Source organism: Pyxidicoccus sp. MSG2 (genome assembly GCF_026626705.1).
GTDB lineage: Bacteria > Myxococcota > Myxococcia > Myxococcales > Myxococcaceae > Myxococcus.
Window position 1 is genome coordinate 11,873,220 of sequence record NZ_JAPNKC010000001.1, and the last position, 26,781, is coordinate 11,900,000.

Consider the following 26,781-nt stretch of genomic DNA (forward strand, 5'->3'; position numbering starts at 1 on the left):
ACGCCGGGGGCGGGCACGTCAGTGGTGGTAGCCGGACGCTTCCTCGCGCGTCATCGGCGCGCTCACCGGGTGGCGCTGGAAGTGCTGGATGCTGGCGACCAGGTCCGTCACCAGCAGCGCGGCCAGGTCCCGGCTGACGCCGTGGCGCACCAGGATGCGCTGCACCACCACGTCCTGGATGTTCGAGGGCATGGGGTAGGCGGGCACCTGCCAGCCGCGCTCACGCATGCGGTCGGCCAGGTCGTAGAGCGTGAAGCCCGGGTTCGCGCCCTCCCTCATCCTCCAGCACACGCCCGGCACGCCGCCCCTGCCGTCGTAGATGACCTCGAAGAAGTCGAGCTGCTGGATGGCCTTCGCGATGACGAAGGCGGTGTCCGAGCACGCCTGCTGCACGCGTCGGTAGCCCTCCCGCCCCAGCCGGAGGAAGTTGTAGTACTGGATGACGATCTGCCCGCCCGGCCGCGAGAAGTTCAGGGCGAACGTCGGCATGTCGCCGCCCAGGTAGTCCACGCGGAAGACGAGCTCCTCTGGCAGGTCGGCCGCGTCGCGCCACACCACCCAGCCGCAGCCCAGCGGCGTCAGCCCGAACTTGTGGCCGGACGTGTTGATGGACTTCACGCGCGGAAGCTGGAAGTCCCACACCACGTCCCTGTGGATGAACGGTGCGATGAAGCCGCCGCTCGCCGCGTCCACGTGGATGGGGATGTCCAACCCGGTGCGCCGCTGGAGGTCGTCCAGCGCCTGGGAGATATCCTGCACCGGCTCGTAGAGCAGGTTGAAGGTGATGCCCAGCGTGGGCACGACGCCGATGGTGTTCTCGTCGCAGCGCTTGAGCACCTCCTCGGGCGTCATCACCATGCGGCCGGGCGCCAGCGGCACCTGGCGCAGCTCCACGTCGAAGTAGCGCGCGAACTTGTGCCAGCAGATCTGCACCGGCCCGCAGATGAGGTTGGGCCTGTCGGTGGGCTTGCCCTCTGCCTCCCGTTTCTTGCGCCAGCGCCACTTGAGCGCCAGGCCCCCCAGCATCGCCGCCTCGCTGGAGCCGGTGGTGGACGTCCCCACGGTGTGGGCCGCGTCGGGCGCGTGCCACAGGTCGGCGAGCATGTTCACGCAGCGCGTTTCAATCTCGGCTGTCTGCGGGTACTCGTCCTTGTCGATCATGTTCTTGTCGAGGCACTCGTCCATCAGCCGGTGGACCTGCGGCTCGGCCCAGGTCTGGCAGAAGGTGGCGAGGTTCTGCCGTGAGTTGCCGTCCAGCAGCAGCTCGTCGTGGACCACGGCGTAGGCGTGGTCGGCGCTGTGCTCGTCGTCGGGGATGCGGTACTTGGGCATCGTGACGGACAGGTCGGGCGAGGCGTAGACGTCGTCGTTCAGGTGGTCCCGGACTTCTTCTTTTCCGTGCAGTGGCATTGGGCCCTCCTTGGGATGTGACGCCTACCGGCTGGTGAGGCCGGCGGTGAGCTTGTCCATGACCTGGTCGACGGTGAAGCTCGCGGCCTTCTGCCTGGGCGGGAAGGCCTTGAAGGACTCCAGGAACTTCCCGACGATGGCCTGGGTCGGCACCGCCAGGAAGGCGTGCTTGAGGCACCAGTCGTAGTAGGTGTTCGAGGTGATGTCCGCCCGCTCGAAGGGGTCGGTGCGCAGGTTGAAGAACTTCGGCATGCGCAGCACGATGAAGGGCTCTCCCCAGACCTTGAGCGTCCCGGGGGCGCGCTGCTCCAGGAAGGTCATCTTCCAGTTGTCGAAGCGCACCGCGACCAGGTCCCCGTCGTCGGAGAAGTAGAAGAACTCCTCGCGCGGGCTCTTCGGCTCCTGTCCCGTCAGGTACGGCAGGACGTTGTAGCCGTCCAGGTGCACCTTGAAGGTCTTCCCGCCCGCCTTGTATCCCTTCAGCAGCCGTTCCTTGACGTCGGGCGCGCCGGCGGCGGCCAGGAGCGTGGGCAGCCAGTCCAGGTGGCTCACGATTTCGTTGGAGACCGACCCTGCCTGGATGTGCCCCGGCCAGCGGATGAAGGCCGGCACCCGGTAGGCGCCCTCCCAGTTGGTGTCCTTCTCACTGCGGAAGGGCGTCATGCCGCCGTCGGGCCACGAGTTCATGTGCGGCCCGTTGTCCGTGCTGTAGATGACGATGGTGTTGTCCGCGATGCCGAGCTCGTCCAGCAGGTCGAGCATCGCTCCCACGTGTTTGTCGTGGTCGATCATCGTGTCGTGGTACGCGGACTGCCACCGTCCCGCCTGGCCGCGGCTTCCGGGCTTCACGTGGGTGTACAGGTGCATGTGCGTCGTGTTGAACCACATGAACCACGGCGTGCCGTCCGCGTTCCGCTCGCGGATCCACTTCGTGCCCGCCTCGAGGAACTCGTCGTCGACGGTCTCCATTCGCTTGGCGGTGAGCGGCCCCGTGTCCTCGATCTTCTGCCCGCCCTCTGGATTGGCCCGGCAGTGGAGGACGCCGCGGGGGCCGAACTTCTCCCGGAACTGCGGGAAGTCCTTCGGCGAGGGGTAGTCGTACCGCTCCGGCTCCTCCTCGGCGTTGAGGTGGTAGAGGTTGCCGAAGAACTCGTCGAAGCCGTGCATGGTGGGCAGGTGCTCGTCACGGTCTCCGAGGTGGTTCTTCCCGAACTGCGCGGTGGCATAGCCGAGGGGCTTCAGCAGCTCGGCGATGGTGGGGTCCTCGGGGCGCATGCCATTCGCGGCACCCGGCAGTCCCACCTTGCTCAACCCGGTCCGGAACACGCTCTGGCCGGTGATGAACGCCGCGCGGCCCGCCGTACAGCTCTGCTCACCGTAGTAGTCGGTGAACATCATTCCCTCTCGCGCGAGCCGGTCGATGTTGGGCGTCTTGTAGCCCATCACGCCGTGGGAATAGGCGCTGAGGTTGTTCATGCCGATGTCGTCGCCGAAGATCACCAGGATGTTCGGTTTGTTGCTGTCCTTCTTCGCCATGGTCGTCTTCCTCTTGTCTCCAGGTTGCGTCCGTAACCGCGGACTCAGGAAGCTCACGGCCGGGCCTTGAATCATCGGGCCGGAGGGGGGGAGTGCCGTGCCGTCGGGCGATAGGCGGGCTCCTGCGGTCGGCAGGCCGTGGGCGTGTCAGTTCAGTGAACGATGGCCATCACCTTCCGGACCATGGCGAGCGGCCAACGTGGCGCGCACCGTTTCCAGGCCCTCGCGCGTCACGGAAAGGGGAGCGGTACGCCTGGCGTGGCCCGGGAGCCCGACGCATGTTCGAGTGGAAGACGGAAACGGAGCTCTGGGCGCGGCTCGTCCTGGCGGCCTTCGCCGGCATCACCCTGGGGCTTCCGTACCGCCGGCGGCCGGGAGGCGTCAGGACTCACCTGCTGGTGACGTTGGGCGCCACGCTGTTCTGCACCACCGCGGTCCGCTTCGGCACGCGCATGAATGAGGACGTGCTCCGCGTACTGCAGGGCATCACTTCAGGCATCGGCTTCGTGGGCGCCGCGAGCGTCCTCAAGCGGCGCAACTACATCCTGGGCATCACCACGGCCGCGTCCATCTGGGTGGCGGCGGCGGTGGGCTGCGAAGCCGCGCTCGGCAGCCCCCTCCTGGCGGCGGTGCTCGCGCCAGCTGTCGCCACCTTGAGCTGGGTGGTGGCCTTGCTGGAGCGCAGGGTCTTCCACCGCCAGCGCCGGGTACGGCTCCCCGGGGGCTCGCGACCCCGTTCGTGAGTTGCCCAACGTCGTTCCCACCCGGCGTCCCGCTTCACCCCGGCATACTGGAACCCACCTTCAGTCCTTCGAGTCCATCTGTCGAAGGAGCGCGTCATGCCGTTGAAGGAATACGAGCCGGGAAAAGCATTCAACGGAGTTGCCGGGAGGACCTTCGAGGAGTCCGAGCCCTCCTGGCCCAGTCCGATGCGAGCCAGGAAGGGCGCGGCCAACGTCGTCTTCATCGTCCTGGACGACACCGGCTTCGGACAACTGGGGTGCTACGGCTCACCCATCCGCACGCCGAACCTGGACCGGCTCGCGGCGGGCGGTCTCCGGTACAACAACCTGCACACCACCGCGCTGTGCTCGCCCAGCCGCTCCTGCATCCTGACGGGCCGCAACCACCACTCCAACGCCATGGCGTGCATCACCGAAGGGGCCACCGGCTATCCAGGCTCCAACGGCATCATCCCCTTCGAGAACGGCTTCCTCTCCGAGGTGCTCCTGTCACAGGGCTACAACACCTATGCCGTGGGCAAGTGGCACCTGACCCCCGCCGAACAGTCGAGCGCCGCCGGCCCCTACGACAGGTGGCCGCTGGGGCGCGGCTTCGAGCGCTACTACGGCTTCCTCGGGGGTGACACCCACCAGTACTACCCGGACCTCGTCCACGACAACCACCAGGTCCGGCCGCCGAAGACGCCGGAGCAGGGCTACCACCTCACCGAGGACCTGGTGGACCACGCCATCGAGTTCATCGCGGACTCCCGGCAGGTCGCCCCCGACAAGCCCTTCTTCCTCTACTTCGCGCCCGGCGCGATGCACGCCCCCCACCAGGTCCCGCGCGAGTGGGCGGACCGGTACAAGGGACAGTTCGACGACGGCTGGGACGCCTACCGCGAGAAGGTCTACAAGCAGCAGATGAAGTTGGGGCTGTTGCCGCCCGGCACCCGCCTGTCCTCGAGAGACCCCGACGTCCAGGCCTGGAGCTCGCTGTCCGCCGACCAGCGCCGGCTCTATGCGCGGATGATGGAGGTGTTCGCCGGGTTCCTCGAGCACACCGACAATCAGATTGGCCGGCTCATCCAGTTCCTGGAGGGGGCGGGACAGCTCGAGAACACGATTCTCATGGTCGTCAGCGACAACGGTGCCAGCGCCGAGGGCGGCCCGAACGGGTCGGTCAACGAGAACCTGTTCTTCAACAACGTCCCCGAGCGGCTGGAGGACGGGCTCGCCGCCATCGACGAGCTGGGAGGGCCCAAGCACTTCAACCACTACCCGTTTGGCTGGGCCTGGGCGGGCAACACGCCCTTCCGCCGGTGGAAGCGTGAGACGTACCGTGGCGGCACCAGCGACCCGTTCATCGTCCACTGGCCCAAGGGCATCCAGGCGAAGGGCGAGGTCCGCAGCCAATACGCGCACGTGATCGACATGCTGCCCACCGTGCTGGAGTGCCTCGGGCTGGAGCCGCCAAAGCAGGTCCGCGGGGTGACGCAGTCACCCATCCAGGGCGTCTCGTTCGCCGCGAGCTTCAACGACGCGAAGGCGGAGAGCCTGCACCGCACGCAGTACTTCGAGATGTTCGCCCACCGGTCCATCTACCACGACGGCTGGCGCGCCGTCTGTCCGGTGCCCGGGCCGTCCTTCGCCGAGGCCGGCGTGGGCTTCGGTGAGATGATTGTCACCGAGGAGAAACTGCGCGAGCTGGATGCGCACGGCTGGGAGCTGTACCACGTCGCCGAGGACTTCTCCGAGACGAGGAACGTCGCGGCGAAGAATCGCGAGAAGCTCATCGAGATGGTTGCGCTCTGGTACGTGGAGGCCGGCAAGTACAACGTGTTGCCGTTGGACAGCCGGGGTGCCACCCGGCTGGCCGATGACCGCCCGCAGCTTGCTAAGGGGCTCCAGCGCTACGTCTTCTTCCCCGGCACGTCGACCGTCTCGAACAAGATTGCCCCGCGCCTGCTCAACCGGCCGCACAGCATCACCGCCACCGTCGAAATCCAGAACGGCGCCGAGGGCGTCCTCGTGGCGCAGGGCGGGTCATCCGGAGGGTACTCGCTCTACGTGAAGGACCACCGGCTGCACTACGCCTACAACTACGTGGGCATGGAACACCACCACCTGGCCTCGAACGTGACGATTCCCGAGGGTCGCCACGAGCTGCGCTTCGAGTTCGAGCCCACGGGCCAGCCGGACATCAACCATGGCAGGGGCTCGCCGGGGCGGGCGCAGCTCTACATCGACCGCCAACTGGCCGGTCAGCTCCAGCTCCCGGTGACCATTCCGCTCGACATCGGCATCACCGAGGGCCTCACCTGCGGCCGGGATGAAGGCTCTTCCGTGACGACGGACTACAGCACTCCGTTCCCCTTCACCGGGACGCTGGAGCAGGTGGTGGTCGACGTGTCTGGCGACGTCATCGAGGACAAGGAAGCCGAGATGCGGAACATCATGGCCCACCAGTAGCGGCATGCGCGCGTGCCGCGGGGAAGGGTGTTCGCCCTTCCTCGCGGACCGCGACGCGGGTGTCATCAGCGAGCCGCTTGGCCCTCCCAGGAGGGATGGGTGTCCTTCCACCATCGGCTAGCCACCCTGTGCGACGTGCGAGAGCGGCCCGCGGCCCGGCAAGGGTCGGAGGGCATGGAGCCCGAGGGCGGTCCGCACGGTACGGGAAGGCGGAGCGGCATGGCATCGCAGGAGAAGAAGGGCAAGACGTCAGGCAACGGTCACGGCGGCAACGGTCACGGCAAGAGCGGCGTGCAGCGAAAGCCGAACATCCTGGTCATCTGGGGTGACGACATCGGCCTCTGGAACGTCAGCGCGTACAACCAGGGGATGATGGGCTACCGCACGCCCAACATCGACCGCATCGCGAAGGAAGGCGCGCTGCTGACGGACTGCTACGGGCAGCAGAGCTGCACCGCGGGCCGCGCGGCGTTCATCACCGGCATGAACCCGCTGCGCACGGGGCTCACGACCATTGGCATGCCGGGCGCGGACTACGGGCTCCAGGAGGGCGACCCCACCATCGCGGAGCTGCTGAAGCCACTGGGCTACACCTGCGGCCAGTTCGGGAAGAACCACCTGGGGGACTCGAACCGGTTCCTGCCCACGGTGCACGGCTTCGACGAGTTCCACGGCAACCTCTACCACCTCAACGCGGAGAACGAGCCGGAGTGCCCGGACTACCCGAAGGACCCGGCCTTCAAGGCGAAGTTCGGCCCGCGGGGCGTGCTCCACTGCCATGCCACGGACCGCGACGATCCCACGGAGGATCCGCGCTGGGGGCGCGTGGGCCGGCAGCGCATCGAGGACACGGGCCCGCTGACGAAGAAGCGGATGGAGACGGTGGACGAGGAGTTCCTGGCCTCCTCGCTCTCCTTCATGGAGCGCGCGGCGAAGGACAACAAGCCCTTCTTCATCTGGCACAACACCACGCGCACGCACGTGTGGACGTTCCTGCAGGAGAAGTACCGCAACAAGACGGGCAAGGGGCTGTACGCGGACGCCATGACGGAGCTGGACGACCACGTCGGCGTGCTCCTGGCCAAGCTCGACGAGCTGGGCATCGCCGACAACACCCTCGTCGTCTTCTCCACGGACAACGGCGTGGAGAAGATGGGCTGGCCGGATGGCGGCAATGCCCCGTTCCGGGGTGAGAAGGGCTCCACCTGGGAGGGCGGCGTCCGGGTCCCCTGCGCGGTGCGCTGGCCGGGCGTCATCGAGCCGGGTCGCGTCATCAACGACATCTTCGCCCACGAGGACTGGATGCCGACGCTGGTCGCCGCGGCGGGCGGCGCGGAGGACCTGGTCGAGAAGTGCAAGCAGGGCTACCAGGTGGGGAACAAGAAGTTCCGCGTCCACCTGGACGGGTACGACCAGCGCACGTTGCTGGCCGGTACCGAGCCCGGCCGGCGCCATGAGTTCATCTACGTCCTCGACAGCGGCAACATCGCCGCGGTGCGGTACGACGACTGGAAGGTCATCTTCAGCTACCAGGACGGCGAGGGCCCCGACATGTGGTTCAGCGGCAAGCGCTTCAACCCGGCGTGGCCGTACCTCTTCAACCTGCGCTCCGACCCGTTCGAGTACGCGACGCACTCGGGCCTGTACACGAGCTGGTACGGCGAGCGCATGTTCCTCTTCGTCCCGGCCCAGGGGCTGGTGAAGAAGTTCGCGGAGAGCCTCATCGAGTTCATCCCCAGCCAGGCACCGGGCAGCCTGAGCATCGGGCCCCTGAAGGAGCGCGTGAAGGAGAAGATGCGGCAGGCCCAGAACGACGGGAAGTCCGAGGTGGGTGACCAGGTCATGGCGCTCGCCAACGACGTGGAGGAGGCCCTCCGCCGCTTCCAGCAGAGCCACGCATAGTCTTTCGCGTCAGGAGCCAGCCAGAACAGGGGCTCGGCTCCCTGCTCGCCCTGGGAGCCGCATGGGCTGTCCGCTCGCCAGGGCGAGCCTTATCTAGAAGGCGGCATGCTGACTCCGCCTTCTTCCCATCCCGGCCTGCCGATGCGCGAGAAACATCCCGCCCAGCAGGGGGATGGACGCGGGCGGCTCCCGCCCCAGCGCGAGAAGCTCCTCCAGGCGCGCATCAAGGACCTGGCGCTCCGGCTGTCGGGCACGCAGCTGGAGCGCGACATCGCCCAGCTCCACGCGGAGCTGGAAGCCAAGGGCATCTCCTTCAAGCCCCAGTGCTACCTGTCCGACGAGTGGGGCTGCCCGTCCGGCGTCCCCGTCATCGGCGTGCCCTTCTATCTGGCGGACGCGGAGCTGCACTCGATTGAAGAGGAGCTGGGCGGAGGCGTGGAGACGGAGGAGGAAATCCTCATGTACCTCCGCCATGAAGCGGGCCACGCCTTCAACTACGCCTACCGCCTCTACGACACGGACGAGTGGCGCAAGGTGTTCGGCGACTACTCGCGCCCCTACCGCGACGACTACAAGGCGCGGCCCTTCTCGCGGCGCTACGTCCACCACATCTCCGGCTGGTACGCGCAGAAGCACCCCGACGAGGACTTCGCGGAGACGTTCGCCGTCTGGCTCACCCCCGGCAGCGAGTGGCGCAAGCGCTACCAGGGCTGGGGCGCGCTGAAGAAGCTCCAGTACGTGGAGGACACGGTGGCACGGCTCGGCCGCGCGCCGCCGCTGGTGCAGCTCGCCGAGCCGGACCTCACCACGGAGGAGATGGAGGGCACCGTCCTGGACCACTACCGCCAGCGCGAGCTGGACGCGAAGGTGGACCTGGAGCTGCGCGACGCCTTCGACCAGGCGCTGGAGGACATCTTCTATGGCCCGGGCGAAGCGCCCGCCCGCGCGGAGACGCTGGTCCGCTCCGAGCGCCAGCGCCTGTTGAGCGCGGTGAGCCGCTACACCGGCGTGAGCCCCAACGTGGTGCGCGCCCTGGTGGACCACCTCGCCGAGCGCACCGCGACACTCGGCCTCACCCTGCACCCGGACGACAGCCGCGAGGCCGCCGTCCACATCGCCTCGCTGGTGACGGCGTTGGCGATGAACCACCTCTACACCGACCGCTTCTACGAGGAATGACCATGCCCGTTGGCCCCCTGCGCATCGCGGTCCTCCACTACCAGCCGAAGGGCGAGGCGCCCGACGCCGTCGTCGGCCAGGTGCGCGCCGCCCTGGAGGAGGCGGGCCACACGACGGTGGACGTCGGCGTGGACGAGAGCGTCACCGACCTCATGCGCCAGGTGTCGTGGAGCCGCGCGGACCTCGTCTTCAACATCTGCGAGACGTTCGCCGAGGACTACCGGCTGGAAGTGAATGTGGCCGCGGTGCTGGAGCTGGCGCGAGTGCCCTTCACGGGCTCGGGCACGGCGGGGCTCCTGCTGGCGCAGGACAAGATCCTCGCCAAGCAGCTCCTCCAGTTCCACGGCGTGCTCACCCCGCGCTTCGCGACGTTCGACGGCGACTCCTTCCAGACGAGCGCCGACCTCAAGTTCCCGCTCATCGTGAAGCCGGCGCGCTCGGACGCCTCCATGGGGCTGGGCGTGGAGAAGGACATGGAGGGGTTGGCCCGGCGCGTGCGGAAGATTCGCGAGGAGTACGACGACGAGGCGCTCGCGGAGGAGTTCATCGAGGGGCGTGAGCTCTACGTGGGCGTGCTCGGCGACCACGCGAATCCGGACGTGCTGCCGGTGGTGGAGCTGGACTTCGGCAAGAAGTGGAGCCGCAAGCGGATGAAGATTGCCAACCGCGAGGTGAAGTTCGCGCCGGAGACGGAGGGCAGTCCCCGGCTGGTGATGCCGCATGACCTGTCGGACGAGCTGCGCGGCCGCGTGGAGCGGGCCGCGGTGACGGCCTTCCGAGCGCTCAAGCTGCGCGACTACGCCCGCATCGACTTCCGCGTGTCCAGCCGCACGAACGAGCCGTACCTCCTGGAGGTGAACCCCAATCCCTACCTGGAGGCGCAGTGCGAGGTGGCGCTCGGCGCGCGCGAGCGGGGCATGTCCTACGCGCAGCTCGTGCAGCGCATCGTCGAGGTGGCTGCCCGCCGCCATGGCCTGACGAAGGGCCGGGCGCCCCGCGCCACGCCTCCTGCTTCCGGGCACGTCACCGCGCACTGAGCGGCCCAGCGCCGCGGGGCTCCAGAATCGGCCCCGCGCCGCGGGGCTCCGGCGTCGCGCCGGTTGAAGCGGGCGGGGTGGGGCGTTATAGCCGGGCACGCACGGCTGCTCATGGTGAGCGCGCCGAGCCCGGACGAGGCGCGCCGTACCCGGTCAGGACAAGACGACGCGAACACGGGAGTCGTGCGTCATGTCGTGGGTCCTTCTCGTCATCGCCGGGCTGCTCGAGGTCTGCTGGGCCATCGGGCTGAAGTACACCGAGGGCTTCACTCGCCCCATCCCCAGCATCCTCACCGGTTCCGCCATCGTCGCCAGCATGGTGCTGCTGGGCCTGGCCGCGAAGTCGCTGCCCATCGGCACGGCCTACGCGGTCTGGGTGGGCATTGGCGCGCTGGGCGCGGCCGTGCTGGGCATGGTCCTCTTCCACGAGCCCGCCACGCCGCTGCGCATCTTCTTCCTGTCGCTGCTGCTCGTCGCCATCGTCGGGCTGAAGGCCACGAGCGGCGTCGGCGAAGCCCCCTGAGGCTTCCCGGGGGACGGGGCGGAGTTTTTTCAGCCCCGCCCCGTCCGCGCCTTCCATTTCTACAGGGACGCAAGAGAGGGTGGCCGCAAGAGTTCGATTTTCCTCATCGTGGCGTTGGCACGCGGACTGCTTTGGGCAGCAACCGCGTATGAGGTCTCCCAAGAACATCCACCGCCCGTACACGGTCGAAATCGCGACCGAGGCCTGGGGACAGGTCTCCCACCTGCCACGCGAAACCTATCGCGCCATCCAGGCCCGGCTGGAGTCGCTGGCCTGGCAGGCCGCGCTGGCGTCCCAGGAAGCGCCCGGGGAGGAAGTCCCGAGCTTCCGAATCGAGGACCTCACCATCCACTACGCGGTGGATGCGCGGCGCCGCCTCATCGAGCTCGTGCGCATCTCCCGGGCGCACGGTCCGGCCTCCGAGTCCCGGCGCGAAGAGACGCAGGGCTGAGGACGGGCGGGCAGGCGCGGGAATGGGGGCTCATGCGCTCCGCCCCGGGCGTGCAGGGCAGGACACGCCTCCGCCGGTGGACGGCCGGTGTGGTGACTACCTTCCACGCATGGCCGATCCGGGGGTGGAGACGACCAATGCGGGCCTCCGCCTGTGCGACTTCATCCTGGCGCGGCGGGCGGAGGTGCTGGCGGAGTGGGAGCGCCGCGTCCGCGCGTACTCCGTGGCCCGGCACCTGAGCGGCCCCGCGCTGAGGGGCCAGGTCTTCCAGTTGCTGGAGCGCATCTCCCACGTCGTCCGCGGCGTGAGCTCTGGGTACCCCGGGGCGCGCGAGCCCCTGGGAGACCTGCCAGACATCCATGCCCTGGAGCGACTGGTGACGGGCCATGACCCGCACATCGCCGCGCGCGAGCTGGGCGACCTGCGCGACACCATCCTCGCGCTGTGGGAGCGCGAGGCCGCCGGAGCCATCACCCTCCAGGAGGTGCGGCGGCTCGACCAGGCCATCGACGCACTGCTCGCCACCGTCACCGAGCGGCTGCGCCGCGGCGAGGCGCGGCTCCAGGCCATCCTCGACACGGCGGTGGACAGCATTCTCACCATCGACGACCAGGGCACCATCCTCGCCGTCAACGCGGCCACCCCGCGCATCTTCGGCTACGGCCCGGAGGAGATGGAGGGGCGGAACATCCGCATGCTGATGGCCGAGCCGGACCGGAGCCAGCACGACACCTGCCTGAGCACCTGTGTGGGGAAGGGCCTCGGCCGCGAGGTGCTGGGGCAGCGCAAGGACGGGCAGGTGTTCCCCATGGAGCTGGCCGTCAGCGAGACGGTGTTCCCCGGGGGCCGCTTCTTCACCGGTATCGTCCGGGATATCTCCCGTCGCAAGACGGCGCAGCGGGCGCAGGCCCTGCTGCAGGAAGCGGGCACGCTGTTGGCGCAGTCGCTGGACGTGGAGTCCACTCTGCGCAGCCTGGCCCTGCTCGCGGTGACGCACCTGGCGGACTACTGCGCGGTGGATCTGCTGGGCGAGGACGGGCAGCTCCACCGGCAGGTGGTACGGGCGAAGGACCCGGCGCGGCAGTCGCTGGCGGACCGGCTCATGGATTTCACGCCCCGGCAGGGCTCGCGCAGTCCCGCCGCCAGCGTGCTGGAGACGGGACAGCCGGTGGCCACCGAGGCCGTCCCCGGGTGGCTGGACGCCATGACGCACGACGCGGAGCACCGGGCCGCGCTGGAGGCGCTCGCCCCGCGCTCCTCGGTCATCGTCCCGCTGGTGGCCCGGGGGCGGAGGCATGGCGTCCTCACCATGGCGTCCTCGGTGCCCGGCCGCATGTCCCTGCCCACCATGCTGGAGATTGCGCACGCCGTGGCGGACTGCGCCGCCATCGCCATCGACAACGCCATCCTGCTGCGCGAGGCCCAGGACGCGGTGCGGATGCGCGAGGACGTGGTGGCCATCGTCAGCCATGACCTGCGCAACCCGCTCAACGCCATCTCGCTGGCCTCGCTGTCGCTGCTGCGGCACGACCCGCTCACCGAGGCGCAGAGCCGGGGCTTGCGGCGCATCGTCTCCGCGGCGGACCGCGCACACCGGATGATTCGCGACCTGCTGGACTTCACCCAGGCGCGCGTGGGCGGAGCCATTCCCATCCACCCGCGCCCGGTGGACCTGCACGAGCTGACGCAGCGGGTGGTGGACGAGGTGCACCTGGCCAACCCCGGGCGCCGCATCTCCGTGGAGGTGCGGGGCGATGGGCGCGGCGATTGGGACGAGGACCGGCTGGCCCAGGTCATCACCAACCTGGTGGGCAACGCGCTCCAGCACAGTCCGGACGACGCGCCCGTGCGCGTGTCCTCGCGCGCGGAGGAGAGCGGAGTCTCACTGGGAGTCCACAACGTCGGCGCGCCCATTCCCCCGGCGCTGCTGCCCACCATCTTCGAGCCCTACCGGCGAGGTCCCGCGGCCGCGCAAGGGCGGGGGAGCATCGGCCTCGGGCTCTACATCACCCGGCAGATCGTCCTCGGCCATGGAGGTCACATCGACGTGCGCTCTTCGGAAGAGGACGGCACCAGCTTCATCGTATGGCTGCCAAGGAGTCCGTCGCGCGTGGTGCAGTGACGTCGGGGTGCCAGGAGACTTCGCGCGTCTACGTACTCTCCCGCATGCGTGGAGGTGGGGTTGCACGCTCGGAGCGGCGGCACCCAGACTGTGCCCGGATGCGAATCTCCCTCACGCAGAAGATCACCCTCGCGCCGCTGCTGGTGGCGCTCTTCTTCACGCTCCTGTCGTTCGGCTACACCGTGCCCCGCATGCGCCAGTCCTTCGAGGACCAGGGCCGCGAGCTGGGCGCGGCGGTGCCCACGGCGCTGGCCTCCACGCTGACGGGGCAACTGCGAGGCAAGGACCCGGCGGCGGTGCAGGCCACGCTGGACACCGTGGCCCGTGAAGGGAAGCTGGCCTATGTGGCGGTGGTGGACGCGAAGGGTGACCTGACGGCGGTGGCGGGCCGGCACACGCAGACGCTCCGCGACCACCACGAGCAGTTGGCGAAGGCCGCGAATGGAAGCGCGCTGATGTCGGGCGGCTCGGAGCTGCTGGACATGAACGCACCCATTCCGGGTGGGCTCGGAGTGGTCCACGTGGGCTTCAACCGCACGGAGGCGCGGGACAGGGTGGAGGACATCCTGGGCAACCTGCGCCTGGTGCTCCTGGGCGCGTTGGTGGTGCTCACGGCGGTGGCGTTCGCGCTGAGCCGCCGCATCGTCGCGCCGCTGAACCAGCTCACCGCGGCGGTGCGGCGCATCGCCGAGCACGGTGACCTGCGTGAGTCCGTGCACATCAACTCCACGGACGAGGTGGGGCAACTGGCGCGCGCCGTCGGCATGCTGGTGGGCAAGCTGAAGGAGCTGTTGCACCAGCTCCAGGCGTCCACGGAGCTCTTGAGCGACTCGGTGACGGGGCTCAACGAGTCCTCCGATCAGCAGAACCAGATGGTCTCCCGCAGCGCCGCGGCCCTCCAGGAGACGCAGGTGACGGCGCAGGAGATCCGCCAGACGGCGCTGATGGCGTCGGACTCGGCCGAGTCCGTCATCCAGGTGACCGAGCGCGCCGAGTCCCTGCGGCGCACCGGCGAGGAGGCCATCGCCGCGAGCATCGAGGGCCTGGTGGACCTGCGTGCGCAGGTGGAGCAGATCGCCGAGCGCATCATGTCGCTGGGCGAGCGCACGCAGCAGATCAGCGGAATCACGGAGACGGTGAAGGATCTGGCGGACCAGTCCCACCTGCTGGCGGTCAACGCGGCGATTGAAGCAGCGCGCTCGGGTGAGCACGGCAAGGGCTTCGCGGTGGTGGCGCGGGAGATTCGCGCCCTGGCGGACCAGTCCATCCGGGCGACGAAGCAGGTGCGGGCGATTCTCTCGGACATCAGCGAGGCCATCGCCGGCACGGTGGACATCACCGCGGCGGGCACCCAGCGCATGGAAGCGGGCCTGACGCAGGTGCGCACGTCCGGGGACACGCTGCGGCAGCTCACCGGCATCGTCCAGGACAGCACCACTTCCGCGCGGCAGATTGCGCGGACGGTGAGCCAGCAGGCCACCGGCATCGAGCAGATCTTCACCGCCGTCAACGAGCTGAACACGCTGATGGGCGACACGGTGAAGCGCATCTCCAACACCAGCGACGCGGCGGTGTCCCTGAAGATGCTCTCCGAGCGCGTGTCCCAGGTAGTGCGGGCCTACCGCGTCTGACGTTTCAGCCCTCGCCGTCGCCCGAGCGCGCCTGGGCCAGCGCGGGCGCGGGACGGAGTCGGGGCAGCAGCCGGGACGCCATTTCCCCCACGGAGCGCACCGGCTGGGCCCCGGGCTCGAGGATGCGCGCGGCGAGCAGGCCCGCGCCCAGCCGGGCCACGGAGGACAGCACGAACAGCACGTGCAGGTTCACCCACTCGTGGCCGGCCAGCATGAACTGCCGCGGCAGGGCGGCGGCGATGGCGCCCCCCACGGCGGCGGCGGCGGAGTACGCGAGCCCGCCCGCGGTGGCGAAGGCGGCGAGGTAGAAGGGCCGGCCCTTGCGCGGGGCCACGGTGAGGGGCAGCGCGAAGATGGCCAGGCCATGGCCGCTCCACAGCGAGCCGGCCAGCAGCACGTCGAACAGGAGTGGCCACAAGGTGCCCGCGGACGGCAGGAGCCACAGCACGGGGATGGTGCTGATGCCCAGCGAGCACGCCATCAGCACCGGCTGTGCGCCCACCTTGTCAATCATCTTCCCCCACAGCGGCGCGGTGAGGATGCGCACCCCCGCCACCGCCGCGGCGTGCAGCGCCATGATGACGAAGGTCATCTTGAGGTTCTGCAGGCTGTGCAGCGCGAAGAAGGGCGCGGACACGCCCACCGCCGCGTTCCACGCCATCTGGTAGCCCAGCACGCGCCGCGCCGTCGGGTCCTTCAGCGGCACCAGCGCGCCCTTCAATTCCAGTCGTGGCGTGGTGCCCGGAGGGGCCGGGTCGTGCTGAGTGGCCATCAGCAGCGTCGTCACCACACCCATGACACAGGCGCCCAGGGCGAGCAGGGGCAGCCCCAGGCCCACGCCTCCGGGCATCCGCAGCCTGTCCATGAGGAGGCCCGCGGCGAGCGAGGCAACCGTGCCCGCCAGCGTGGTGAGCGCGGTGCGCCGGCCGAAGAAGCGGCCCCGCACGGAGCGCGGCACCAGTTCCCCCATCCACGCCACCCATGCGTTGTTGCCCACCACGCCCAGCAGCGCGGACCCGCCGGCCACCGCCAGAAGCAGGTGCTGCTGTGCGGGGAACGTCAATCCCAGCCACGGCATCACGGCCAGGGGGAACAACACCAGACGCGACAGGCACACCGCGGTGAGTGCCACCCGGCGGTGCCCGAAGGTGGACGTCAGCCACGCCGCGGGGAACTGCACGAACTGGGCGAAGAAGGGCAGGGCGGTCATCACCCCGACGAGGAACGGCCCCAGCTCGAGCGCAATGGCCCAGGCCGTGAGCACCGTGGCGCCCGCGCACGCGGTGAATACCTCCGCGAACATGCCCTCCACCACCGAGGCGCCCATGCTGCGCCGCAGCCGGCCGGTGGCCCGGGTGGAGCCGGGGCCCGGCCCGTCCGCCGGAGGCGCGCCCAGCAGCGGCGCGGAGGAGCCCGGCAGCGACGAGCCCGGGCGGAACAGCGGGACGGCGGTGGCGAGCGAGGCGAAGCTGCTCAGGACGTGGCGGCGGAAGGTTGCGGCGGGGCTCAACGGGTTCCTTCTTCGAAGAGCGACGGGGCCCTTCATCTGTCGCACAGCCCTCCCGGCCCCTCAATCCGCCCCCGGGTGAACCCCGCGCGCACGGCTGCCCTCCATGCGGGCGCAGGCCACATGTCCCACCCCGCCTGCCCGCCTGGAGGGGGCCGCTGGATTCAGGTGCAGTTCACGCGGTCTTGAACTATATGAACGGGCGAGGAGACGGCGCACATGGACCTGGCTCGTGAGCTGACGGACTTTCTGGGGGCGGTGGAGCAGCGGCTTGGGAGCACGCTCGTGGACGGCAACGCCGGTCCGGACGTGAAGGGCGACACCCTCATGGAGGCAGCCCGTCACCTGTGCCTGGGCAGCGGCGGCAAGCGGGCGCGTCCCATGCTGGTGCGGCTGTTCGGCGGCGCCGTGGGCGTGAAGCCGGAGCGACTGGTGGACGTGGCCGTCGCCTCGGAGCTCATCCACTCCGCCAGCCTCCTGCACGACGACGTGGTGGACGCGGGCATGTTCCGCCGCGGCCGGCCCACGGTGAATGCGCGCTGGGGCAACATCGTGGCGGTGATGAGCGGTGACCTCATCCTCTCCACCGGCCTGCACCAGCTGTCCATGCTGGACGCGCGCCTGACGCGCAGCGCGCTCTCCGTCGTCGCCGAGATGACCCGCGCCGCCATCGCCGAGGTCGAGGCCCGTGGCGACCTGGACCTGCCGCTCAACCGGTTGCGCTTCATCGCCGAGGGCAAGACGGGCTCGCTGTTCGGTTGGTGCGGCAACGCCGCGGCCACGCTCTCGGACAACCCGGAGGCCGTGGAGCGCTTCGACGGCTTCGGCCGCCACCTGGGGGTGGCCTTCCAGATTGCCGACGACATCCGCGACATCCTCGGCACGGACGTGGGCAAGCCGCGCTACGCGGACGTGCACTCGCGCACGCCGTCCATGCCCATCCTCCTGGCGGTGGCCAAGGAGGAGTCCCTGCGCCGCAAGCTGAAGGACGCCTGGGCGTTCTCCACGATTACGCCCGAGCGCACGAAGGAGATTGGCGCGGCCATCGAGGCCACGGGCGCGGTGGAGGCGGCCATGGCGCGGATGAACGTGGAGATTGAAGCGGCGCTCGACAAGCTGGGCCACTTCGCCAGCGACCCGGCCGGCGCGGAGCTGGTGGGCTGGGCGCGGAAGCTGTCGGCCGGCATCGCCGAGCAGGTCCAGGGACGCGCTGCATGAAGGGCTACCTGTGGACGGGGGCGCCCGGGAGCCCGACATCCGAGGAGCCAGCGCAGGAGGGAAAGCTGGCACCGTGGGAGGCCATCGCGGTGGACGCGGTGGGCAATGTCATCGAGTTCTGGGGCTTCAAGCGCAACCAGGGCCGGGTGTGGGCCCTGCTGTATCTGCGGGGAGAGCCCCTGACCGCGGGAGAAATCGAGCGCGAGCTGGACCTGTCCAAGGGCGGCGTGTCGATGCTGCTCAGGGATCTGGAGCGCTGGGGGGTCATCCAGCGGGTGCGCCTGCCGCAGGACTCGGCGTGGCGCTACGCGGCGGAGACGGACCTGGTGCGGATGGTGACGCACGTCATCGAGGAGCGCGAGGCGGGCTTTGTGGCGCGCATCCGCGCGGACCTGGCGGAGGCGCGGCGGCTGGCGCAGTCGGTGACCGGCGTACCCGGCGAGCGGCTGGCCCGGCTGGAGAAGATGACCACGCTGGCCGAGCACGTGGAGCGCGCGCTGCGGCTGTTCATCAAGACGTCGCGGCTGGACGTGTCCGGCGTGCTCGCCGTGTTCCGTGACGAGGCGGGCTCGCCGCGCCGGGAAAAACGCTAGAAGGGGCGGACCATGGACTCGCACTACGACCAGGTGATGAAGGCGCGCGAGGGGGCGGACCCTTCGGCCACGCGCCTGTATTTCGCGTACTCCACCATCCTGGACCGCGCCGCCTTCGACGAGTGGAAGCAGCAGCACAGCTACGGCTTCTTCGAATTGCCCGAGGGGCGGCTGGCGGAGGCGGTGGACGTGGACCTCGTCTACGACTTCCCGTCGCGTTGGTGGGGCGGGCGGGTGGCGGGGCTTGCGGACGCGGCGGGTGGCAAGGTGTATGGGCGCTTGTTCGAGATTCGCGGCCAGGACTGGCCCATCGTCCAGCACAAGGAAGGCTTCGTGACGGGGATGTGCGTGGAGCGCCCCGTGCACGTGCGCGTGGACGGCCAGGAGGTGGAGGCCACGGCGTTCGTCACGAATCCGCGGCGCGCCTCGCAGGACGGCCCGGTGAGCCCGCGCTTCGTGGAGGCGCTGGTGCGCGGCGCCCAGGCAGCGGGCCTGCCCGCGGAGTACGTGGAGCGGCTGAAGCGCGGCGCGTAGCTCCCAGCCGACACGGTGTGCTGGCCGACAGCGCTGCGCCCCGGGCTTCCCAAGAGCCCGGGGATGCGCAGGTTCTTCCCCGCCCATGTTCTTCTTCTTCTCGAACAAGCTCGGCTGCCTCGGCAGCATCGCCGTCTCCGCTGCCCTGAGCGCGGTGCTCTACTTCCTCTTCATGCGCTGAAGGGCCCGCCGGCTCACGGCTCGCCGTGCCAGAGGTCCTCGGAGTCCTCGTCGCCCAGCGGGTGGACCGTCACCACGCTTCCGTCCTTGTCGGGTGTGCTGCGGACCTGCTCCGCCTCGGCCGGAGTGTGAGGCGCCCGCTCGGAGAAGTTGTCGTTCTGGAGGTGACGCTGGCGCTGCTCGCTCGTCCCTCCGTAGCCCTCGACGATCTTCTTCTTCGCCATCTCCCTGCCTCCTGCTCCGGGTGGAGCATCAAGCCCAACGCTGGGGGCGAGGGGAGGGGGAAGCAAGCGATGCCCGGCGCGCGCCCGCCACTGCAACCGCAGGGCAGGCGAGCGACCTCCATCCAAATGAAGTGCCGTGCCTACATGAACGTGTCTTCAGTCTGTCGCCGCTGATCGCAATTCGGGACGGAACGGGCTTTCAGTGATTGGCACTGAAATTGCGGACTGTCGTGCCTACATGAACACCTCTTCAGTCAATCCAGACGTAGCTCCGGACGTGCCGTGCCTACATGAACGGGTCTTCAGCTATTTTTCCACCCTCGACGACTCAATTATATATCAATCAGTAGTATGTTGATTCAGATGGCTTGTCTGTTTTGTGTTTTATTTGTATGTATTTTATTGAGCCACTGTGACGCCGTGCGTCCATGCGGCGAGGGTCTCCGGCAATCCAGATCTATGTCGGAATCCTGGGATACTCTCCCCGTCGCATCCACCCTCACGGACGGGGAAGACCATGAAGCGCGGCACCCGGTGGCTCGTTGCATGTTTTTCGCTCTCACTCGCGGCTTGCGGCTCGGAATGGCCGGAGGCGGCCCAGGCGCCTCGGGAAGAGGGCGTCTCCCGAATCGCGGACATCGAGGCGGCGCTGCGCGCGCTGCCGGGCACGGAAGTCCTCGGCCTGAATGACGACGGCGTGCCGTACATGCTCGGCGGTCCGCTGGGCGAGACGGGCCGGGGCATCACGGGGGCCTCGGCCCGCCAGGCGCATGCGCTGCTGACGCCGGCGATCGAGCGCATCACCCCGGTGTTCCGCCTCCGAACTCGGGACCTGGTGCCCCTGAGCACCTCCACGGACGAGCAGGGCCACACGCACCTGCGCTACGCCCAGACGAAGAATGGCCTGCCGGTGGTGGGGCAGCAGCTCATCCTCCACCTGGACGAGAAGGGCCGCGTGTACTCGGTGAACGGCACCGCCCGGGATGGCGAGAGCGTCGCCTCCGAGCCGCGCATCAGCGCACAGGCCGCGCGCCAGTCGGCGCTGGGCTCCACGAAGGGCGGCAACACCGTCGTCGGTGAGCCCCGGCTCGTCTACGTGCGCGCGCCCGCGACGGAGCGCCTCACGCTGGCCTTCCAGGTCCAGGTGGAGGGCGAGGAGGACGGCACGCCGGTGCGCGACCAGGTCTTCGTGGGAGCGCTCGACGGAGCCGAGGTCTGGCGCTACGCGGAGGTCCACCCCGCGAGGAACCGCCGGGTCTGCTCGGTGGGCGGCACGAACAACGGCACCTGCCGCAACGAGGGGCAGCCCGCGACGGGTGACGCGGCCATCGACACGGCCTACGACAACCTGGGCCGGTTCTACGACTGCTTCAACGTGAACTTCGGGCGGGACAGCTACAACGGCGCGGGCGCGCAGCTCTACGCGCGCGTGCACTACATGAGCAGCTACGCGAATGCGTACTGGGACGGCACCGGCATGGTGTGCGGCGACGGGAATGGCTCCACCGTCGGCCCGTTGTGCGCGGACCCGGACATCGTTGTCCACGAGGTGACGCACGCGGTGACGGACACCACCTCCGGCCTCATCTACTCGGGTGAGCCCGGCGCTCTGTCCGAGGCGTACTCCGACATCTTCGCCGCGTACTGCCACAGCTGGATCACCGGCCCGTGGATCATGGGCACCGACGTGTGGAACATCGCGGAGCTGGCGTGGACGCCCTCCACGGCTGGGGATGCGCTGCGGTACATGGACGACCCCAAGCGGGACGGCGCCTCGCTGGACTACTACGCCGACTACAACTCGACGGTCGACGTGCACTACGCCTCGGGCATCATCAACCTGGCGTTCAAGCTGCTATCCACCGGTGGCCTGCACCCGCGCGGCCGCTCCACGGTGAACGTGCCGGGCATCGGCATCCAGGCCGCGGGACGCATCTTCTACCAGGCCAACCTGAACTACTTCACCGCGAGCACCACCATGGCCCAGGCGAAGACGTACACCCGCACGGCCGCGCAGGCCCTGGGCTACGGCACGGCCATCCTGGATGCGGTGGACAAGGCCTGGCAGGCGGTGGGCGTGGGCGTGACCACTCCGCCTCCGAGCTGCACGCTGCTGACCAATGGCGTCGTCCGCACCGGCATCTCCGGCGCGGCGGGATCGCAGCAGTACTTCTGCCTGGATGCGCCGGCCAACGTGCCCGTCGCCATCACCATGAGCGGCGGCACGGGGGACGCGGACATGTACGTGAAGTTCGGCGCGGCCCCGACGACGGCCTTGTATGACTGCCGGCCATACCTCACCGGCAACAACGAGACGTGCAACCTGGCCGCGCGCACCACGGCGGGGCGCTACTGGATCATGCTGCGCGGCTACTCGGCCTACTCGGGCGTGTCGCTCAAGGGCCAGTACTGACCTTGCATCAACTCCGGGCGTCCCGTGCACAGGACGGGACGCCTGGTCATCCGCCTACTGCAGCTCGCAGACGCCGCAGACGGGCTTGATGAGCTTCCAGCCGCCACAGGTCCCGTTGGGGTAGCAGCAGCGCTCGTAGTAGGAGCCGCGCAGGCCATATTGCGTGGTGGGGTACGTGCACGTCCCGCACGTCGTGTACTCGGTCTTCGAGGTGATGTAGCCCCCGGTGCTGCACAGCGGCGTCGTGCCGATCTCCTGCTCCACCTGCGCCGGGTCCTCGGACGTGAGGGGCTCGTCGGAGATGTCGGCGGGACCGCAGGCGGACAGGCCCAGGGCGAGGCAGGTGGCGAACAGCAGGCGCATCTTCCGGTTCATGAGGGGCTCCTTGAGTGGAGGGACGCGAGTGCGCATCCCGGTGGAACCCCCAGTATGACTCAACGGCCGAGCATCGACCTACGGCCACCGGGTGACAGCTGCTGTTCCAGCTCGGCTCCGCTCAAGCGCTCCTGTTGCGCAGGGTCGAGCAGCGCGTGCCGCAGCTCGTCGTCACTGCCGCGTCAGTGCGGCGCGACCGCGTCCGCCGTGGAGATGGGCGTCCCGGTGTTCCGGGACACGCGGGGGAAGAACAGCCCGGCGGCGAAGGCGGCGACGGAGAAGGCGCAGATGAGCCAGAAGTTGATGGTGAGGCCCGAGCCAAGCGCGCCGCTGAGCGTCTTCAGGACCTCCGGCGGCACGCCGTGTCCATGCTCGGGGCCGAGCAGTGCATTCGCGGCGGAGATGGGGATGCTCGGGTCCTTCATGAGCTGGGACACCATGACCCCGCCCATGATGCCCACGCCGAGCACGCCGCCGATGGTGCGGAAGAACATGTTGCTGGCGGTGGCCACACCGCGCAGCTCCCAGCCCACGCTGGTCTGCACCGCGATGAGCAGCGCGGTGGATGCGAAGCCCAGGCCCACGCCGAATACACCCATCGCCAGCTGGAGCAGGAGGATGGGCGAGTCCGGCTTGAGGAGCAGCGCCATCGCCCCGGTGCCCGCCACGGTCAGCCCGAGCCCTCCGACGATGAGCGGGCGGAAGCCCGTCTTGAGCATCAGCCGTCCCGCGAACAGGGCGGCGGTCGGCCAGGCGACGATCATCGGGGTGATCATCCCGCCCGCCAGCGTGGGCGAGCCTCCGAGCACGGCCTGGACGTAGAGCGGCACGTAGGTGGTGGCTCCGAACATCGCCGCGGAGAAGCAGGCGCCCGCCACGGAGGAGATGGCGATGGCGGGCTGCTTGAAGATGGTCATGGGGATGACGGGCTCCGGCGCCCGGCGCTCCACGAAGACGAAGGCGACGAGCAGGACGACCGCCGCGGGCAGCGCCCACAGGTTCCGCCCGAGGCCCTGGACGCCGAAGAGCAACGCCACCACGCCAGCGGCGAGCAGCGTCGCGCCCGCGTAGTCGAGCTGCTGCGGCCTGCGCTTCACCTGCTCATGGAAGAAGGTCATCAACAGGAGCGAGGTGGCCACGCCCACGGGGACGTTGATGAAGAAGATCCAGTGCCAGGAGAGGTACTTCACGATGAGGCCGCCGGTGAGCGGGCCCACCAGCCCGGCGATTCCCCAGACGGCGCTGAAGGCGCCCTGCACCTTCGCGCGCTCCTCGATGGTGTAGATGTCCCCGATGATGGTGAGCGAGACGGGCTGCATGGCCCCCGCGCCCAGTCCCTGCAGGGTGCGGAAGGCGATGAGCATGCTCATCGAGGTGGACAGACCACTGGCAATGGAGCCGACGAGGAACAGGCCGGTGCCGAAGAGGAGGATGGGCTTTCGCCCGTACAGGTCCGACAGCTTCCCGTAGATGGGGACGGTGATGGTGGAGGACAGCATGTACGCGGTGAAGACCCACGCGTAGCTCTGGATGCCTCCCAACTCGCCGACCACGGTGGGCATGGCGGTGGAGACGACGGTGACCTCCAGCGCCGCCATGAAGAGGCTCAGGGCGAGGGCCAGGGTGGTCAGGGGACGATGGGTCTTTCGCATGGAATCGGAGCCGGGGACGCGCCCTTGTAACGGGAGCGGGCAGGGACCGCCACCGTCATGCGGGCCCTGCCTGTCATTCCGTCCAGCGTCAGCGAGGCCGCACGCTCAGCGAAGGTCCGTGCCCTCTTCGCGGAGCTGCCGGGCGGCCCGCTTGATGGCGGCGCGGATGCGCACGTAGGTGCCACACCGGCAGACGTTGTCGCTCATGGCCGCGTCGATGTCCGCGTCCGTCGGGTCCAGGTTCTTCCGCAGGAGCGCGACGGCGGCCATGATCTGCCCGGGCTGGCAGAAGCCACACTGCGCGACGTCCTCCGCAATCCACGCCTGCTGCACGGGATGGAGCCCCTCACCGCCCAGCCCTTCGATGGTGGTGACGCTCGCGCCCGCCACGCCGCTGACGGATTGGATGCAGGGTCGGAAGGCCTCGCCCTCCAGGTGGCTGGTGCACGCGCCGCACACGCCCACGCCGCAGCCGTACTTCGGGCCCGTCACGCCAAGCATGTCTCGCAGAGCCCAGAGCAACGGAAGGTCCGCCGGGGCCTCTACCGACACCGTCTGGCCATTGAGGATGAACTGGTAGGCCGGCATGGTCAGGCTCCTGCGTCGAGCAGCGGGAAACGGGTGGGCATGGTGCCGGTCGCTCGCGCGATGGCATTGGTCAGGGCCGCGGCGGCGCTCGGGTAGCCGAGCTCTCCCACGCCGCCGACGCGGTCGTCAGAACGGACGAGGTGGACTGCGATCTCGGAGGGGGCGTGCCTCATGCGGAGCCACCGGTAGTCGGCGAAGCTGCCTTCGCGCACGGCGCCGGCGTCGATGTGGATGCCGGCGCTCAGGGTGGTGGAGAACGCGTCGATGGCCGCGCCCTGGAGCTGGGCCTCGATGCTCTTCGGGTTGATGGGCAGCCCGACATCGGCGGCGATGACCACGCGCAGGACCCTGGGAGCCTCGCCGGTGACGTCGACCTCGACGAGGTGGGCGATGGCGCTGTCCCACTCCTCGAGGACGGCGACGCCCTGGGCGACTCCGGGCGGCAGGGACCTGCCCCACGCGCCTTCGAGCACCACCTTGTCCAGCACGGCCTTCAGCCGGCTCGACGTGAGTTGCGAGCGCCGCAGCTCCACCGGGTCGCGCCCGAGCTCGCGGGCGAGCTGGTCGACGAACACCTCGTTGGCCACACCGACCTGGCTGGTGAACACCGAGCGGAACGACGCGGTGGGGATGGGGAGGGAGACTTCTCGAAGCTCCTGGCCCACCAGTCCGAAGCGGTATGGCACGTGCTGCGTCAGCGCGAAGAACGTCGCGCTGGTCACCTCGGGAAGGACGATGCCGAGCAGGGAGGTGAGGACGTCCCCGAAGCCATGGGGGAACTCCACGGTGGGGATGGCGGCGCGGTGGTTCCAGCCGAGGATGGAGCCATTCGCGCCGACATACGCGAGGATGCGATGGTGGCTGGCCGGCCGGTAGCGCCCGTGCCGCATGTCATCGTTGCGGGTCCACATCAGCTTCACCGGCCGCGAGAGCGCACGCGAGATGAGCGCGGCCTCCACGGCGGCCTCGGCGAAGAACCGGCGGCCGAATCCGCCTCCGGCCCGAGCGGTATGCACGGTGACCCGCTGCGGGGTGAGTGCCCAGCCCAGCGCCTGGGCGACTTCGCGCTGGACGAACTTCGGGTCCTGCGCGCCCAGCCAGAGCTCGGCGCTGTCGACCGTCACGCGGGCCACGCAGCTCTGCGTCTCCATGGGCGCGTGGGCGAGGTACGGGAAGTCGAAGCGCCCTTCCAGCGTGCGCGCAGTGAAAAGGGGAGGAAGGGGACGCGCGCCAATGGCGTCGCGCAGGCGGGTGCGGATGTCCGGGTCGGACAGGTGGCTGGCCGGGCCGGGATCCCAGGAGACGCTCAACGCATCCCGGGCCGCGAAGGCCTGCGAGAAGTTCCCGGCGGCGACCGCCACGCCCGTGGGAATGCGTGCCACGCCGAGCACGCCCGGCATCGCCAGCTCCGCCGACGCGTCGAAGTCCCGCACCGTGCCGCGCAGCGTGGGAGGCCGGGCGACCACCACCGGCACCGCGCCGGGGATGTCCAGGTCGAGCGCGTACCGCGCCTCCCCGGTGACGAGCTGCGCGGCGTCGATGCGACCCGTGGGCTGGCCGACCACGGTGTACGCGCTCGGGTTCTTCGGCTGGGCTGAGACGAGGAGGAGCAGCACGCGCGCCGCGTCCTCGGCCAGCGAGCCATAGCCTGCCCGGCGCCCGTCGGGAGCAACCACCTCACCGTTCACGGTGGTGAGGCTCTGCGCCGACACGTGCCAGCGATTCGCGGCCGCGGTGACGAGCCGGGCGCGGGCCGTCGCGGCCGCGGCGCGGATGGGGCCCGCGAGGTAGCGCATCGTCGACGAGAGCCCGGTGAGCTGGATGACCCACCGGGAGTCCGCATCGGCGGTGCGCACCTCCACCGAGCCGAGGCTGACATCCAATTCCTCGGCTACGAGCATGGCCACGCCGGTGGTGATGCCCTGTCCCATCTCCGTGCGAGGAAGGGTGGCGTGGATGCCTCCATCGGTCTGGATGGCGATGTAGGCATTGAGCGCGGTCTCGGCGGTGGCCGCCTCGGTCTCCGCCGCGTCGGCCCCTGGGACGTCGAGCCCCAGCCGTGCCGCGACCACCAGCGCGGGTGAGGCCACCACCCAGGTGAGGAACCGGCGACGATCCACCACGACTTCATTCGGTTTGGACGTGTCCGCCATGCGGCGAGCATGGCACACGGTCCACGGTGCGAGAACCCGTGATCCCGGCGAGCCTCGAACCAGGTCACGTGGTAAGGCTCCGGGCATGACCGTTCGGCAGTTCGACGTGGTGGTGCTCGGCTCCGGTCCGGGCGGAGAAGGCGCTTCGATGAAGGCGGTGAAGTCCGGCCGCCGGGTGTGCACCGTGGAGCAGAGCCCCTTCGTGGGCGGCGCCTGCACGCACACCGCGACGATTCCTTCCAAGGCGCTGCGCCATGCGGTGCAGCGGCTCGTGGACGTGCAGGGCGACCATCCGGAGCTACGTGCGGAGCTGGCGCGCACCACCACCCTCAAGGACATGCTGCGCGCGGCGTCCTCGG

Annotated in this window: 22 protein-coding genes and 1 riboswitch (1 of these 23 cut by a window edge); of the genes, 14 read left to right on the plus strand and 8 right to left on the minus strand. The window is 69.4% G+C overall.

The window, feature by feature from the left end; translation table 11 throughout:
* Positions 1-18: 18 nt before the first annotated feature.
* Complete coding sequence (locus OV427_RS45345) at positions 19-1,410, minus strand: glutamate decarboxylase (protein WP_267862471.1); 1,392 nt, start codon at positions 1,408-1,410, stop codon at positions 19-21.
* Between the two features lie 24 nt (positions 1,411-1,434).
* A complete protein-coding gene (locus OV427_RS45350; protein WP_267862472.1) occupies positions 1,435-2,946 on the minus strand; it encodes an arylsulfatase in 1,512 nt (503 codons plus the stop codon).
* A gap of 278 nt (positions 2,947-3,224) precedes the next feature.
* Between OV427_RS45350 and OV427_RS45355 the strand changes: the two genes are divergently transcribed.
* The 9 genes from OV427_RS45355 to OV427_RS45395 all read left to right on the plus strand — a co-directional run bounded on the left by OV427_RS45355 (position 3,225) and on the right by OV427_RS45395 (position 14,985).
* Positions 3,225-3,689, plus strand: a complete 465-nt coding sequence (locus tag OV427_RS45355; RefSeq protein ID WP_267862473.1) for an MgtC/SapB family protein — start codon at positions 3,225-3,227, stop codon at positions 3,687-3,689.
* Between the two features lie 96 nt (positions 3,690-3,785).
* On the plus strand, positions 3,786-6,140 hold the full coding sequence (locus OV427_RS45360; RefSeq protein WP_267862474.1) for an arylsulfatase: 2,355 nt from the start codon (positions 3,786-3,788) through the stop codon (positions 6,138-6,140).
* Positions 6,141-6,359: 219 nt separating this feature from the next.
* Positions 6,360-8,042, plus strand: a complete 1,683-nt coding sequence (locus OV427_RS45365; RefSeq protein ID WP_267862475.1) for an arylsulfatase — start codon at positions 6,360-6,362, stop codon at positions 8,040-8,042.
* Positions 8,043-8,147: 105 nt separating this feature from the next.
* Positions 8,148-9,221, plus strand: a complete 1,074-nt coding sequence (locus OV427_RS45370; RefSeq protein ID WP_267862476.1) for a putative zinc-binding metallopeptidase — start codon at positions 8,148-8,150, stop codon at positions 9,219-9,221.
* A 2-nt stretch (positions 9,222-9,223) separates the two neighbouring features.
* Positions 9,224-10,258 carry a D-alanine--D-alanine ligase family protein gene (locus OV427_RS45375; RefSeq protein ID WP_267862477.1) on the plus strand — a complete coding sequence of 345 codons (1,035 nt, stop codon included), beginning with the start codon at positions 9,224-9,226 and terminating at the stop codon, positions 10,256-10,258.
* A gap of 107 nt (positions 10,259-10,365) precedes the next feature.
* Positions 10,366-10,431: riboswitch (guanidine-III (ykkC-III) riboswitch) on the plus strand.
* A gap of 17 nt (positions 10,432-10,448) precedes the next feature.
* Positions 10,449-10,781 carry a quaternary ammonium compound efflux SMR transporter SugE gene (gene sugE, locus OV427_RS45380; RefSeq protein ID WP_267862478.1) on the plus strand — a complete coding sequence of 111 codons (333 nt, stop codon included), beginning with the start codon at positions 10,449-10,451 and terminating at the stop codon, positions 10,779-10,781.
* A 148-nt stretch (positions 10,782-10,929) separates the two neighbouring features.
* Complete coding sequence (locus OV427_RS45385) at positions 10,930-11,232, plus strand: hypothetical protein (protein ID WP_267862479.1); 303 nt, start codon at positions 10,930-10,932, stop codon at positions 11,230-11,232.
* 109 nt (positions 11,233-11,341) lie between these two features.
* Entirely contained in the window at positions 11,342-13,354 is a 2,013-nt protein-coding gene (locus OV427_RS45390) for a PAS domain S-box protein (RefSeq protein ID WP_267862480.1), read from the plus strand.
* 98 nt (positions 13,355-13,452) lie between these two features.
* Complete coding sequence (locus OV427_RS45395; RefSeq protein ID WP_267862481.1) at positions 13,453-14,985, plus strand: methyl-accepting chemotaxis protein; 1,533 nt, start codon at positions 13,453-13,455, stop codon at positions 14,983-14,985.
* 4 nt (positions 14,986-14,989) lie between these two features.
* On the opposite strand, the gene OV427_RS45400 is transcribed toward OV427_RS45395, so the two are convergent.
* Positions 14,990-16,531, minus strand: coding sequence for an MFS transporter (locus OV427_RS45400; RefSeq protein WP_267862482.1), 1,542 nt, complete (start codon positions 16,529-16,531; stop codon positions 14,990-14,992).
* A 180-nt stretch (positions 16,532-16,711) separates the two neighbouring features.
* Here OV427_RS45400 and OV427_RS45405 point away from each other — a divergent pair, with 180 nt between their 5' ends.
* The 3 genes from OV427_RS45405 to OV427_RS45415 are packed head-to-tail and all read left to right on the plus strand — an operon-like array spanning position 16,712 to position 18,837.
* Positions 16,712-17,710: a polyprenyl synthetase family protein gene (locus tag OV427_RS45405; protein ID WP_267862483.1), complete on the plus strand. Its 999-nt coding sequence runs from the start codon at positions 16,712-16,714 to the stop codon at positions 17,708-17,710.
* Positions 17,707-18,303 carry a GbsR/MarR family transcriptional regulator gene (locus OV427_RS45410; RefSeq protein WP_267862484.1) on the plus strand — a complete coding sequence of 199 codons (597 nt, stop codon included), beginning with the start codon at positions 17,707-17,709 and terminating at the stop codon, positions 18,301-18,303. The genes OV427_RS45405 and OV427_RS45410 overlap by 4 nt, the downstream gene beginning before the upstream one ends.
* A 12-nt stretch (positions 18,304-18,315) precedes the next feature.
* A complete protein-coding gene (locus OV427_RS45415; protein WP_267862485.1) occupies positions 18,316-18,837 on the plus strand; it encodes a gamma-glutamylcyclotransferase in 522 nt (173 codons plus the stop codon).
* A 194-nt stretch (positions 18,838-19,031) separates the two neighbouring features.
* Here the strand turns inward: OV427_RS45415 and OV427_RS45420 are convergent, their stop codons facing one another.
* Positions 19,032-19,241, minus strand: a complete 210-nt coding sequence (locus OV427_RS45420) for a hypothetical protein (RefSeq protein ID WP_267862486.1) — start codon at positions 19,239-19,241, stop codon at positions 19,032-19,034.
* A 517-nt stretch (positions 19,242-19,758) separates the two neighbouring features.
* Between OV427_RS45420 and OV427_RS45425 the strand changes: the two genes are divergently transcribed.
* Complete coding sequence (locus OV427_RS45425) at positions 19,759-21,654, plus strand: M4 family metallopeptidase (RefSeq protein ID WP_267862487.1); 1,896 nt, start codon at positions 19,759-19,761, stop codon at positions 21,652-21,654.
* 54 nt (positions 21,655-21,708) lie between these two features.
* On the opposite strand, the gene OV427_RS45430 is transcribed toward OV427_RS45425, so the two are convergent.
* From OV427_RS45430 to OV427_RS45445, 4 genes are all read right to left on the minus strand, one after another.
* A complete protein-coding gene (locus OV427_RS45430) occupies positions 21,709-22,029 on the minus strand; it encodes a hypothetical protein (RefSeq protein ID WP_267862488.1) in 321 nt (106 codons plus the stop codon).
* 182 nt (positions 22,030-22,211) lie between these two features.
* Complete coding sequence (locus OV427_RS45435; protein ID WP_267862489.1) at positions 22,212-23,681, minus strand: MDR family MFS transporter; 1,470 nt, start codon at positions 23,679-23,681, stop codon at positions 22,212-22,214.
* Between the two features lie 105 nt (positions 23,682-23,786).
* Positions 23,787-24,269, minus strand: a complete 483-nt coding sequence (locus OV427_RS45440; RefSeq protein WP_267862490.1) for a (2Fe-2S)-binding protein — start codon at positions 24,267-24,269, stop codon at positions 23,787-23,789.
* 2 nt (positions 24,270-24,271) lie between these two features.
* The gene (locus OV427_RS45445; protein WP_324290035.1) at positions 24,272-26,422 is read right to left on the minus strand and encodes a xanthine dehydrogenase family protein molybdopterin-binding subunit; all 2,151 of its coding nucleotides are present in this window, start codon (positions 26,420-26,422) and stop codon (positions 24,272-24,274) included.
* A gap of 85 nt (positions 26,423-26,507) precedes the next feature.
* Here OV427_RS45445 and sthA point away from each other — a divergent pair, with 85 nt between their 5' ends.
* A protein-coding gene (sthA, locus tag OV427_RS45450; protein ID WP_267862492.1) for a Si-specific NAD(P)(+) transhydrogenase crosses the window boundary here: on the plus strand, positions 26,508-26,781 show its start. It continues 1,124 nt past the right edge of the window; the window shows 274 of its 1,398 coding nt (coding positions 1-274); it begins with the start codon at positions 26,508-26,510; the stop codon falls past the right edge of the window.

Bases quoted from the DNA above. Each gene is read 5' to 3' on its own strand.
- OV427_RS45420 (WP_267862486.1), bottom strand. From the start codon at position 19,241: ATGGCGAAGAAGAAGATCGTCGAGGGCTACGGAGGGACGAGCGAGCAG.
- OV427_RS45370 (WP_267862476.1), top strand. From the start codon at position 8,148: ATGCTGACTCCGCCTTCTTCCCATCCCGGCCTGCCGATGCGCGAGAAA.
- OV427_RS45400 (WP_267862482.1), bottom strand. From the start codon at position 16,531: ATGAAGGGCCCCGTCGCTCTTCGAAGAAGGAACCCGTTGAGCCCCGCC.
- OV427_RS45365 (WP_267862475.1), top strand. From the start codon at position 6,360: ATGGCATCGCAGGAGAAGAAGGGCAAGACGTCAGGCAACGGTCACGGC.
- OV427_RS45425 (WP_267862487.1), top strand. From the start codon at position 19,759: ATGAAGCGCGGCACCCGGTGGCTCGTTGCATGTTTTTCGCTCTCACTC.
- OV427_RS45405 (WP_267862483.1), top strand. From the start codon at position 16,712: ATGGACCTGGCTCGTGAGCTGACGGACTTTCTGGGGGCGGTGGAGCAG.
- OV427_RS45355 (WP_267862473.1), top strand. From the start codon at position 3,225: ATGTTCGAGTGGAAGACGGAAACGGAGCTCTGGGCGCGGCTCGTCCTG.
- OV427_RS45395 (WP_267862481.1), top strand. From the start codon at position 13,453: ATGCGAATCTCCCTCACGCAGAAGATCACCCTCGCGCCGCTGCTGGTG.
- OV427_RS45435 (WP_267862489.1), bottom strand. From the start codon at position 23,681: ATGCGAAAGACCCATCGTCCCCTGACCACCCTGGCCCTCGCCCTGAGC.
- OV427_RS45390 (WP_267862480.1), top strand. From the start codon at position 11,342: ATGGCCGATCCGGGGGTGGAGACGACCAATGCGGGCCTCCGCCTGTGC.
- OV427_RS45430 (WP_267862488.1), bottom strand. From the start codon at position 22,029: ATGAACCGGAAGATGCGCCTGCTGTTCGCCACCTGCCTCGCCCTGGGC.
- OV427_RS45415 (WP_267862485.1), top strand. From the start codon at position 18,316: ATGGACTCGCACTACGACCAGGTGATGAAGGCGCGCGAGGGGGCGGAC.
- OV427_RS45440 (WP_267862490.1), bottom strand. From the start codon at position 24,269: ATGCCGGCCTACCAGTTCATCCTCAATGGCCAGACGGTGTCGGTAGAG.
- OV427_RS45385 (WP_267862479.1), top strand. From the start codon at position 10,930: ATGAGGTCTCCCAAGAACATCCACCGCCCGTACACGGTCGAAATCGCG.
- OV427_RS45360 (WP_267862474.1), top strand. From the start codon at position 3,786: ATGCCGTTGAAGGAATACGAGCCGGGAAAAGCATTCAACGGAGTTGCC.
- OV427_RS45410 (WP_267862484.1), top strand. From the start codon at position 17,707: ATGAAGGGCTACCTGTGGACGGGGGCGCCCGGGAGCCCGACATCCGAG.
- sugE (WP_267862478.1), top strand. From the start codon at position 10,449: ATGTCGTGGGTCCTTCTCGTCATCGCCGGGCTGCTCGAGGTCTGCTGG.
- OV427_RS45445 (WP_324290035.1), bottom strand. From the start codon at position 26,422: ATGGCGGACACGTCCAAACCGAATGAAGTCGTGGTGGATCGTCGCCGG.
- OV427_RS45345 (WP_267862471.1), bottom strand. From the start codon at position 1,410: ATGCCACTGCACGGAAAAGAAGAAGTCCGGGACCACCTGAACGACGAC.
- OV427_RS45375 (WP_267862477.1), top strand. From the start codon at position 9,224: ATGCCCGTTGGCCCCCTGCGCATCGCGGTCCTCCACTACCAGCCGAAG.
- OV427_RS45350 (WP_267862472.1), bottom strand. From the start codon at position 2,946: ATGGCGAAGAAGGACAGCAACAAACCGAACATCCTGGTGATCTTCGGC.